The organism is Caballeronia sp. M1242 (genome assembly GCF_017220215.1).
In the GTDB taxonomy this organism is placed as follows: domain Bacteria; phylum Pseudomonadota; class Gammaproteobacteria; order Burkholderiales; family Burkholderiaceae; genus Caballeronia.
This window is the reverse complement of sequence record NZ_CP071129.1, coordinates 1,245,191-1,255,388: the sequence shown is the minus strand read 5'-3', so window position 1 is coordinate 1,255,388 and position 10,198 is coordinate 1,245,191. Positions and strand designations below refer to the sequence as shown.

Sequence of the window (10,198 nt, the reverse complement as noted above, 5' to 3'; positions counted from 1 at the left end):
TCAGGCGAAGCTCACGTTTGGCAGCGATGAAATCAGGCGGCATCCGCACACACAGCGATGATGATGCATCGCGTAGGGCTGGCCGTCCCGGTCGGGAAAGCGCGTGTCGCCTTCGGCAATTGCCGTGTTGCCGTGCAGGTCGCATTGCGCCGTGTCGCCAACGCGAGCGAGTCTGCGGCCCATGAAGGTCGTGAATGGCGAGCCGCTCGTCACTTCGCCGCCGTGTTCGAGTTTGTCGTGTTCGCGGATGGGAGAACGCATGTTGGTTTGCCCTTTACCTAGAAGATCAACCGATCGGCATCACTGATGTTGCCAACATTCGATTTTACCTTTTTGACATCCTCGATCTCAGCACTGTTCAGAGTCTTTTGCCTCAATTCGACGAAATTCCCATCCGGTGCCACTTCCATTGACACCGCTGCGCCAGTGGCATCATCATTCCATTTAAAGCCAATTGCGCGACCCAAAACCAATCGATTGTCTGAAATTGTGTAGAAATATCTGTAGGCCTGGTATTGACCGCTACCTGAAATCAACGTGGAAAAATAACCCTTCATAAATCTGTCGTTTGACAACGCTGGAGCATCACCAAGATCAAGCATCGTTCGCCCGTTAGCTAATATCTTCCAGTAGTGCATTCCGTTCGCATCTCGTCCCTCACCAGTACTTACGCCAACCCCTTGACTCTTGCCGTTATCGAAGTCGATCGACGTATCAATTGACAACTCGTATGCCGGATTCCTATAAATGATTTGCGCGGAAGCGCGCTTCTCGGCGCCCACCAATGTTTCTACGAAAATCTTCCCGCCGCCGTCCTGCTCGGAACATGCGATAGCCGTCACGCGACCATTATTAATTTTTGGAAGCGGTACGTTTACTCGTTGTTCACGGTCACATACAGCATAGGCATGCCCGGAAACCAATGAGAACATGAAAAGAAAACTACCTTATCAATTTGCGTCGCATAGCCTTTTTTTGCCTCCTCGGAGCGTTGCTTCCTTGCGGAAAACGTTGCTTGATCGTATAAGTTAATCATCTTCGAAAACATTAAGAGAATTAATAACGAATCCGAGCAGGCATTGCGAGTTGCTACTTGTACGCTTTCGTGCAGTTAATGGCTTCTTTTCTTCCGCTTGACTTCAAATAGCATTGAGATGGCTTATAAATTTTTTCCTCACCACTCCAAACGTAAATAACTTGAATCTCTGGATAACCAGGTGATGCTTGCGTAGATGTTCTCCACCGCATTGGTTTCAATGTCACACGTTTTCCACTAACTGGCGCAAGACTAGCAACAGGAGGAGATGTCAGTACGACACACCAGCTTTCGTTCGTACGTTTTTCGAAAATTGTCCGAGGTGCGTTTGTACCAGATGTGCGATCCTCAGTAAGCAACATTTCGTCTTTACCATATGCAACTTCGTGCTGAACAATATTCTCGTCTGATGCATAGTCAGGTCCGTACACATCTTTCATACCACTTTCAATCGATCTATAACACGTTCCATAGTGCGAGTCCGCCCATGCGTCCGGCAAACTCAATATGCTTCCAGCTGCAGCAGGACTAGCAGCAAATATAAAGAGTAGGCTAAGGAATCTGCAGTGCATGAAAATGAAATGTCCGGTGGACGGCGAACCGCTTTACTATTCTCCGCCGTGAAGTTATTCGTCTCGTAGGTGGAGGAGCTCCTGGAAATTGCGCAACATGTATTAGCATCTGTCAACCGCGCATAGTTGCGACGAAACTTAAATTACCATTGACATCCTTTGTCCTGCGTGCCGATTACATTTCGATCTAGTAGGAAGCTGGTCTTTCTATGAGTTGAATAGTTGGTATACACCATCGATTCGATATTCGTGCCTTGGCTAATCATCTCATACTCACCGGAAAGTCTGCCGTTCGCCACTTCGAGCCAAACTTCCGTAACCTGAAACGGTGAGTCTTTGCTCAATTCCTCCTCTTGCCTTGCCCTCCACACTAACGGTAAAGCAGACGTCGCCTTCACATATTTCACAAAGCCACTTGAGAATTTCGTCGACCGGTCGAAAAATGAGCGAAATTCGAAGCTCTTCGATTCTCCGCTATTCGATGAAAAGCAATAGACTTCGACCGACACATCGCACCTTGCGGTCAAAGGGATGAATAGAAAAATCGTCGCGAGAATATTAAAAATCGATTTTTTCATGGCACCTTACTCAGCTTTCTGCCGCAAGAGAGATGCTTCAATGCTGTGTGTGGTTTTGTAGAATTTCATTTTCTTCTTTCCCGCTATTGGGTTGCCATCAGCGCTTATGACTGGCTCTTTTTGGCTATTTCGTCGCCAATCGAACGAAATCCGCACCCTATCAGCATCGAACAGATCGTCAAGCAAGATATTTCGTAGATACACCACTGATTGAAGGCGCACGTCTAGACCGTTTAGATTTTCAATTGCGACATAGCCATTTACGTCCTTGCTTGCAATTATTGCGGCGTCTTGGCTAGCACCCGCATCTAGATGCATCAACATATTATGACGTTGCACTATGTAGTAGCAAGCGCTGTCGACGCAATTATCGTAATTGTGGTTCCCATTGTTATCCTTCGCGATGAGGTCGTCGGGATTCCATCCAAGTTTCGCATAGATTGCACCAGCGTTTTCATGGACAAAATTGCGGAATTTCCCGTATTGCTCGTAGTTACCGAAGTGGGTAAGCTGAATCAATCCGCGACCGTAGTACGGACTATATGATGCTCTTTCTCCGCCTATCTCTTTCACAAGCCCCAAGTTCCCCGTTTCCGGAATCACATGAGAGAACAGGTGCAATAAGCGAATGTTTGAGCGTGAGATTCCGTATTTCCGTGTGCCTTTATTAAAAGACTGGACCCAACGGCCGGCGCGCTCATACGCCGTATTCCACGACGTGTTACTCACGCGAAATTGAGTTGCTTGAAGATGTTTCAATTCGCGTGGAAAGCATTGCGCCATTTCTCTCGCGCTGATCCAGCCACATTTCCTAAAGTGACGAATAAACGCCATTGGATGGAAGAACCACAACTTTTTTCCCTCACCTAATGGCGTCTGCCCCATGAACTGAAACTTCTTCACATAATTGATGAAATTTTCATAGCCATGTGGATCCGTACCCTTGCGTTTTCCGAAGAACCCGGTCGGTTCATTCAACTCGCCAAAGCGCTCGTCGTTATCACTCGAATCCCATTCACTTTTAGCGTGGCAGATGAATCCCCTGAGCTTCGCCCGCACGTCGGTATGGCCTTGCACATACGAAGCCACTTGTTGCTCGTGATCGAATTGAGTAGGTATCGTGTCTTGCGAGGAAGCGCGCGTATCTGTCACGCCCACGATTTGACAAAGTGCATCGTATCCGCATAAGCCGTCCCGACCGAAGGGCGTATTGCCATCTTCGATCTTCTGCCAGTTCATGAAGAACGGAAAGTTTGCGTCCGACAGCTTTTGGATGCTGTCGTTGTTTATATCGATATAACCTATCTTGTCGTTCGCGAATGGCATCGCTACCCAAGTAGCGCGCGCCTGAGCCTGCAGCTTAGGCGTGTCCGTGCTCAGAATACGTCCAAAGCGCAGCAGTTCATAGCCATCGCTCGGACAGGTTTCGTACAGGGTGGTGGCTCGCTCGTATAGTTTGTATTCGTATTCGGCGAACGGATCCTGCACGGGAACAGGAGTGAGCGAAACGAGCTTACCGTCGCCATGGTCGATCCACGCCAACATAAACCGCTCGCCGCGATTGAAATACGTTTGAACGTAGAGCGTGCTCTGCGCATCCAACGTCCCCTCATTCAGTGGCGGAAAGAAGGGCTTGGGGTCGTGTCCCTTGGTTTTCAGACCGCCAAGACCCGCCGGCACGCGGACAAATGTCGAGCCTCCCGGGATCACGAAATACGACTGTCCCCAGTAGTCCTTCGATTGTGGCGTTTTAGGCTGCGTCTCACCCAACTCGACCTTGTGCCCCTCCTGCTCGAAATACGCGGTGAAGTCCGCCTCGGTCATAAAAATTTCGAAGTGCAGATGCGGCTCACCGTGGCTTTGACCTCTAAATCCCAACTGATCCTTGCGATATACCTTTTTACCGCCACCTGCTTGCACGCCGCTGGTTTCACTGAGCAGCCACGCGGGCAACGCATTGGGTGAGCTATCCGGCGCAGGATGGTTCGGCTGCGGCACCAGCGCGTTCGTACTCACGAGATCGAGCAAGTGCATGTAGAGCGAGTAAAACGTGATAGTGCGACCCTCGCCCGTGTCCGTTACATGCTTGAGCAGCACAAAGCCGGTGTTGCTGTTGAGCGCATCGGTACCATCGCGATTCTTCTGTCCGTCTGAGATCGCTTTCATGGCCACGCGATAAGCGACGACCTCTCCGTCCGCGATCGCACGCACTGGTTCGAGTTGGCCTGCGCCGCCGGACGGTACCAGATGCATGCCGCAATGCCAGCGGCGATCGAAGGCGATCGGGAACACACCGCTATGCGACAACTCAAACGTGTCAACCACATCCATCATTGGATCGGTCTTCCACTTCTCGGCGGGCATGTTGAGGCCTTCCGCCGGAAGGAATGGGGGGCTGATAATCATGAATTAGCGTGACTGAATGTATTGTTCTACGATTTTTAGTTCGCTCTGAGGCAAGTCCGGCAAGGTTGGATTCAAGCTGTCCGCCCCCTCAAACGTGAACGATCCCGCCTTGATCTTGAAATCCCCCGGACAGATCACCTGGACGCTCCCGTTCTCGATCTTGATTGCCGCGCCGCCGCTTGCGAGCACCGCCTTCGTCTTGCCGTTCACCAGCACGTTGGCATTCGCACTGGACACATGCAGTTGCTGATCGGCGAACAGATCCATAGGCGCGTCCTGCGCCTGAACTTCGATCTTCCCCTTCGAAAACATCCGGATGCCCAGTTTGTGCGCGCACAACGAAATCAACTCTCCCGCCACCATACGCAGCCGCCTCGTGATGCTCGCATCCATGTCTCGGCCCGCCGTGACGATCACGTTCTCCCCTGCGGAGTGTTGAGCCGACTTTGGGGTGGTAAAGGCCATGCCGCCCGGCGCACTGGCCAATAGTCCCGCGTCGCGAAGCTGATCAAGGCCATCAAGCAGCGCCGCCTGTGCGCCCTTGTCAGCCGGATCGCCCTTGGCTTGCATGGTCGCATCCGCCAGTTCCGTCACGCGCTGCAACGCGGCCTTCAACTGCTGAACGGCTGCTGGCATGTCAAGGTGGGGAGTGTCCACGCCCGCTGCAGCATCGGCCGAGACGAACAACCCTTTCGCCCCGCGCATCGTGCCCCACCCCTGCGAAGTGATTTCAAATCCTTCCCCTCGAGGGCGCTTCCTACTGTCGAGCAGATAACCTTGATTGAACGCCGTCTGGCCGTACACCGTGGCAATGCGTGCGCTTTCCTTGCCCTGCAGATCGTTGAAGACGGTCTCCGCACCGCGCAACGGCGAGCGCCAGATCGCGTAGCTGAACATCGCATCGGCGCCGTGCACCACGTCCGGATGCGAATAGTCATGCAGTGCGCCGATGATGTGCTGACGGTCGACGTCGGCATGTGCCGCCCCCAGCAAAACTTCCGTCGTGGGTAGCAACGGCGAATGAAAGCCTCCCTGATACGACGAGGACGGACGCAGCAGGCGCAGCTTGAGAAGTTGTTTGTCGCTATTGGCCGTGCCCTGCAAAAACTTCGGCAGCACAGGATATCGACCATGTTCATCCATACAGCCGTAAGGCGACGAGTCAAACGTTGTAACAACGCCGACGATGGGTCCCTTCAGAAATCTCCAGTCCCGCTCGTAGACGAATTCGGGCCGGTAGGCCAGATGCGCGGGCATCGCCTTGAAGCGGACAAACGCCGGCTTGGTGCGGCTGCCCTTCATCGTCATCGACACCACCACGAATCCGTACGGGGCGCTCGTCAACTTCGTGTTGGTCAGCTTCACCACCACGCCCGGCGCCACGCCCTTGGCGTTCGTCGTACCCGAGACCGTTGTCTGCTTGGCGATCTGCTCGTCGCGCCGCGTCTGCGCCAGCGCCTGACCCTGCCGCGGCGTCAGATGAAATTCCGCGCTGCGGTTGATCTGCCCGAACACCGAACGGTCGTCGGCCTCATCCGAGACATGCGCCGTGGCCCGCAGTGCGTCTTCCGGCGTGCGGTAATTGCGCTCCCACAGTTCGATCGTGGCCGGCACCAGCGTGCGCGTTTCGCTGACCGATAAGGTCGCTTCGTGCCAGTTGCTGTTCAGACCGGAATCGGAGAGCAAGGGCACGTCGATCGAGCGCACGTAGGCCCGCGGATTGTCGGTGAATACAAGGACGTCGAGTTGGCCATCCTTGCCGCGCCCCTGTTTATAGAACCAGCAGATGCCCTTACGTTTCGCGTGACGGGTGATGAAGTTCCAGACGGACTCCTCGTACATCACCACCTGTTCCATCTTCTCCTGCGCGCCTTCCAGATGAAACTCGATATCGAACGCATCAACGTTCTTCCGGTCTACGAGCAGTTGCGTGACCAGGTCCTGGAAGGTCACGTCCTTGAAAACGTCAGAACCTTGTATTCGCTTGCCAAGCGCGGCAAATCTCGGCTCGATGCGCAGTTGATAAGTCGCCTCGTCGCGGTTCGCGCCGACACGTTTGCAACGCGTGACGATCCCATTGAAGGTTGCGGCCGCATGATCGACCGGCTCGATGTAATCGACCGAAGGCACCGCCACCCGCTCGTCGATCTGCAGGCCCGCGCGCCGACCGACCAAGAGCTTGCCGTCGATATCGAGTTGCGGTGAGGTCACGGTCACTTCGACTCGATAGTCATCACAGAGCCCCGCTTTGATCTTGAACTTGAACACATCAAGATCAAGGTCGAGCGTCCCAATCCATATGCTCAGATGCTGAGTGAGGCGCGCACTCGGATGGCGTAGCGCGTCTACCAAGTCTTTCGTTACTGCGTTCATTCGCATCCCTATTCAATAGGACGGAACGATAAGAAAAAGTCTCGTCCGGAGCGTCCCGACAAGGAATTTAGGGTTCGAAGATAAGGATGTCAATTCAATCAACTGACTTTTTTGATGAATCGGAATATTCGTAGTTTTCGATGATCCATCCAAGCGGTAACGGCCCGTCCCGCTGATGAAAGCGGTGCACTGACTAGGTGTCTTACTTTTTCTCGCCTATCGGCAGCAATACCTGACGCATTGGATCCACGCACGTCAGGCACGGTAAGGCGACCACTGTCATTGCCGCTGTCGGCGATACTATTCGAATCGCCTACGATCTCGATGATCGTGCAGTTGGGCAGAAACAGCAGCGCCGCACTCGTGCGCACGATCCTGAACATGATCCCCTCCGCCTTGATGTCGCTCGCCCGTCATCTGAGGCCGACGAGCGGCGCGACACGACCGTTCTGCAGCCCGATCCGCGAAGCCACGCCCGCTGCGGTGCGTCGCCACTCGCTGTGCTGTCAGCGCCTTGTTGTGAAGGGCCACTTCACCGATCACGGCAACGAACGCGCCAAAGGTCGGACGCGGTTTCATTACGGGCGGCAAGAGCTATGGTTGCGACATTGTGAAGACGGAGCGCGGCAGCGACTATCAGGTCAGCGCGAAGGAAGCTGAAACCATCGTTTCATTTTCAAGAAATTCGCCGCTGGCTGATCTACCCTGCAAATCTGTGACGACCTAAACGGCCGCGGCATTCCCTCACGGCGCGGCGGCACCTGAATGCGTTCGGCGCTCTTCGGCAGTCCCAACAAAGGCTCCGGCGTTCTCAACAACTCGTCGTACATCGGCGTCTATAACTGGAATAGGTCGCAACGGCTGAAGAATCCAGACAGCGGCAAGCGGGTGCGTGAGAACCGACCCGAGCACGAGTGGAAAACGGAGCACCGCGCGCACTATCGCATCGTGTCGGACGAGCTTTGGGAAGCCGTGCGTGCGCGCATGGTGAGCGACCGTCTGAACTCCGGCACAATAGGCAAAAGCGCGCCGCTGAAGACATTATTCTCTGCGCTGCGTGCATTGCGGCGCACTCACGGCGATCAACCCGCGCTACTACGGCTGCGTCACGCGCAAGGAGCGCGGCGAGCATCCCTGTGAAGGCATTTCCGTATTCCGCAAGCAGACCGACGAACGACTGCTTGGCGTGTTGCGCGACGAACTCTGTTCCGAAGCGGCTCAGGCCGATATCGACGCAGTCGTTCGGCGCTATCTAGGACACGATGACGGCGACCGCGACGCAGCCAAGCACGCGAAGGCGCAGTTCGACGCGCTGACGATGGAGATGGACAACCTGAGTCAAGCCATCGCCGAACTTGGCATCGCCCCCGCGCTCATCGAGCGGTCAAGCGCACGCAAGCCGAACGCGAGGCGTTACAACGAAGTTTGGCAAACAGGAGAATAGGCAGCGAACACTACGCAAAAACTGCGCAGCGTGCGTCGGAGAACCGCTGAACTGAAGGAGCTACTAGCTGGGAAAACAGGTGAAGCCCGGCAAATTGATGCCACCCTGTTCGGGCGGATCACGGTAGAACGACGTGACGGGGCTTACTACGCTAGTTTCGACGACATTTCTGAGCGACTTATTGCGACCACAGTCAGAAACGTGTCTATGAGAATGGTTGCGGGGGTAGGATTTGAACCTACGACCTTCGGGTTATGAGCCCGACGAGCTGCCAGACTGCTCCACCCCGCGTCCGTCGAAGAAAAGATTATAGAGCATCGTTTATGGAAAAGCAACGGTCCATGACGATCAATACTCGAAACGATGCCCGCGCGCTGCGTCGCTTCGACTCGTTACGCACCCAGCGCATCAGTAAAGCCGCACTTTCGTGCATGGCATAATCGCCCGTTCAGCGGCATCGGTTATTGCGGTTATCGGTTATCGGCTCGGGAACAGGCATGCATTCCTTGCGGCGCGGCATCATGGGAAAGATCGGCGGCATCGCGGCGGTGTGGGCGATGCTGCTTCTCTCGCTCGCGCCCGTCGTATCGCAGACGCTGAAGGCCGAGCCGTTCGAAGCGCTGCTCGCATCGATATGCGCGTCGCGTATCGATACGCCCGACATCCACTCGGCGCACCATGCCGGACACAGCGCGGTCGGCACGCTCGACGCCTGCGGCTATTGCGGCTTCGTCGGACACGCGCCGGCGCCGCCGAGCTTCGTTCGCGCGAGTATCTTCGCGCACTTCCCTCGCGACGCTTTCTCGGTAGCTAACGCCGACAGCGCGTCACCTCTTTCGCGCTTCGCTAACGCGCAACCTCGCGCGCCGCCTGCATTCGGCTGAATCGCCCATCATCCGCACGCGTGATCCGCTTCTCTGCGAAGCGATAAGGCGCGTCGCAACACCATGTTTTCGACAGGACACACCATGACGTTCCAATCCGCATTGCGGAGCGTGCTCGCGTTCGCGCTGGCCGCTTCCACGCAACTGGCGCTCGCTCACGCGCTGCCGAAGCTCCAGCAGCCCGGCCCCGGGGCGACGGTCAGCGCGCCGCACGAAGTCTCCATCGAGTTCGGTGAGCGCATCGAGCCGACTTTCAGCTCGCTTCTCGTCACCGACGCGCACGGCACGCAAGTCAACACCGCGAAGTCGGCCGTCGATGCGAACGATAAGAAGCACATGAGCGTCGCCCTCGGCGATCTCGCGCCGGGCGTCTATACGGTGCAATGGACCGCGGTCGCAGCCGACGGTCATCGCACGCAAGGTCACTACAACTTCACGGTCAAGTGAGGCCGCTTTGAACAAGAACACATTCCTCTCGGGCGCGCTCGCATGCGCGTCGTTCGCCGTCTTCGCCAGCGCCGCGCACGCGGCGACGCTCGAAGCGCATGATTGCTGGGTCCGCGCGATGCCGCCGAGTCTGCCGTCATCGGGCTACTTCGTCGTGTCGAACAACGGCGATGCGCCCGCGACGCTCACCGCCGCGACGAGTCCCGCGTTCGCCATGACGATGATGCACAAGTCGGAGAACAAGGGCGGCACGGCAACGATGGCGCCCGTCGATACCGTCGAGGTGCCCGCGCACGGCTCGCTGGAATTCGCGCCGAAGGGCTATCACCTGATGATGGAACAGCCCGCCAAGCCGCTCAAGATCGGCTCGACGATTCCGCTCGCCCTCACCTTCGCCGACAAAAGCACGCTCAACGTAGAGTGCGCGGTGAAATCGGCGGCGACAGTCGGCAAGTAAC

10 protein-coding genes and 1 tRNA gene are annotated in these 10,198 nt (G+C 55.7%); 6 read left to right on the top strand and 5 right to left on the bottom strand.

Translation table 11 applies throughout. The features are described 5' to 3' along the window. The 4 genes from JYK05_RS05800 to JYK05_RS05785 form a co-directional block, all read right to left on the bottom strand. Complete coding sequence (locus JYK05_RS05800; RefSeq protein WP_206468066.1) at positions 1 to 261, bottom strand: PAAR domain-containing protein; 261 nt, start codon at positions 259 to 261, stop codon at positions 1 to 3. Positions 262 to 278: 17 nt separating this feature from the next. After that, positions 279 to 932: a hypothetical protein gene (locus tag JYK05_RS05795; protein ID WP_206468065.1), complete on the bottom strand. Its 654-nt coding sequence runs from the start codon at positions 930 to 932 to the stop codon at positions 279 to 281. Positions 933 to 2,192: 1,260 nt separating this feature from the next. After that, positions 2,193 to 4,592, bottom strand: a complete 2,400-nt coding sequence (locus JYK05_RS05790; protein WP_175940198.1) for a M23 family metallopeptidase — start codon at positions 4,590 to 4,592, stop codon at positions 2,193 to 2,195. Positions 4,593 to 4,595: 3 nt separating this feature from the next. Beyond that, positions 4,596 to 6,965: a type VI secretion system Vgr family protein gene (locus tag JYK05_RS05785; protein WP_206468064.1), complete on the bottom strand. Its 2,370-nt coding sequence runs from the start codon at positions 6,963 to 6,965 to the stop codon at positions 4,596 to 4,598. 324 nt (positions 6,966 to 7,289) lie between these two features. On the opposite strand from JYK05_RS05785, the gene JYK05_RS05780 reads away from it, so the two are divergent. The 3 genes from JYK05_RS05780 (at position 7,290) to JYK05_RS05770 (ending at position 8,409) form a co-directional block, all read left to right on the top strand. Next, positions 7,290 to 7,625, top strand: a complete 336-nt coding sequence (locus JYK05_RS05780; RefSeq protein WP_175940196.1) for a hypothetical protein — start codon at positions 7,290 to 7,292, stop codon at positions 7,623 to 7,625. A gap of 105 nt (positions 7,626 to 7,730) precedes the next feature. Next, on the top strand, positions 7,731 to 8,105 hold the full coding sequence (locus JYK05_RS05775; protein WP_175940195.1) for a recombinase family protein: 375 nt from the start codon (positions 7,731 to 7,733) through the stop codon (positions 8,103 to 8,105). Between the two features lie 46 nt (positions 8,106 to 8,151). Further along, on the top strand, positions 8,152 to 8,409 hold the full coding sequence (locus tag JYK05_RS05770) for a hypothetical protein (RefSeq protein ID WP_175940194.1): 258 nt from the start codon (positions 8,152 to 8,154) through the stop codon (positions 8,407 to 8,409). Positions 8,410 to 8,623: 214 nt separating this feature from the next. Here JYK05_RS05770 and JYK05_RS05765 read toward each other — a convergent pair. Beyond that, a tRNA-Met gene (locus JYK05_RS05765) sits at positions 8,624 to 8,700 on the bottom strand. Between the two features lie 230 nt (positions 8,701 to 8,930). On the opposite strand from JYK05_RS05765, the gene JYK05_RS05760 reads away from it, so the two are divergent. The 3 genes from JYK05_RS05760 to JYK05_RS05750 all read left to right on the top strand — a co-directional run bounded on the left by JYK05_RS05760 (position 8,931) and on the right by JYK05_RS05750 (position 10,197). Next, the gene (locus JYK05_RS05760; protein WP_175940193.1) at positions 8,931 to 9,293 is read left to right on the top strand and encodes a DUF2946 domain-containing protein; all 363 of its coding nucleotides are present in this window, start codon (positions 8,931 to 8,933) and stop codon (positions 9,291 to 9,293) included. Positions 9,294 to 9,377: 84 nt separating this feature from the next. Further along, a complete protein-coding gene (locus tag JYK05_RS05755) occupies positions 9,378 to 9,740 on the top strand; it encodes a copper resistance protein CopC (RefSeq protein WP_175940192.1) in 363 nt (120 codons plus the stop codon). A 7-nt stretch (positions 9,741 to 9,747) separates the two neighbouring features. Then, positions 9,748 to 10,197 carry a copper chaperone PCu(A)C gene (locus JYK05_RS05750; protein ID WP_175940191.1) on the top strand — a complete coding sequence of 150 codons (450 nt, stop codon included), beginning with the start codon at positions 9,748 to 9,750 and terminating at the stop codon, positions 10,195 to 10,197. Position 10,198: the final 1 nt, after the last annotated feature.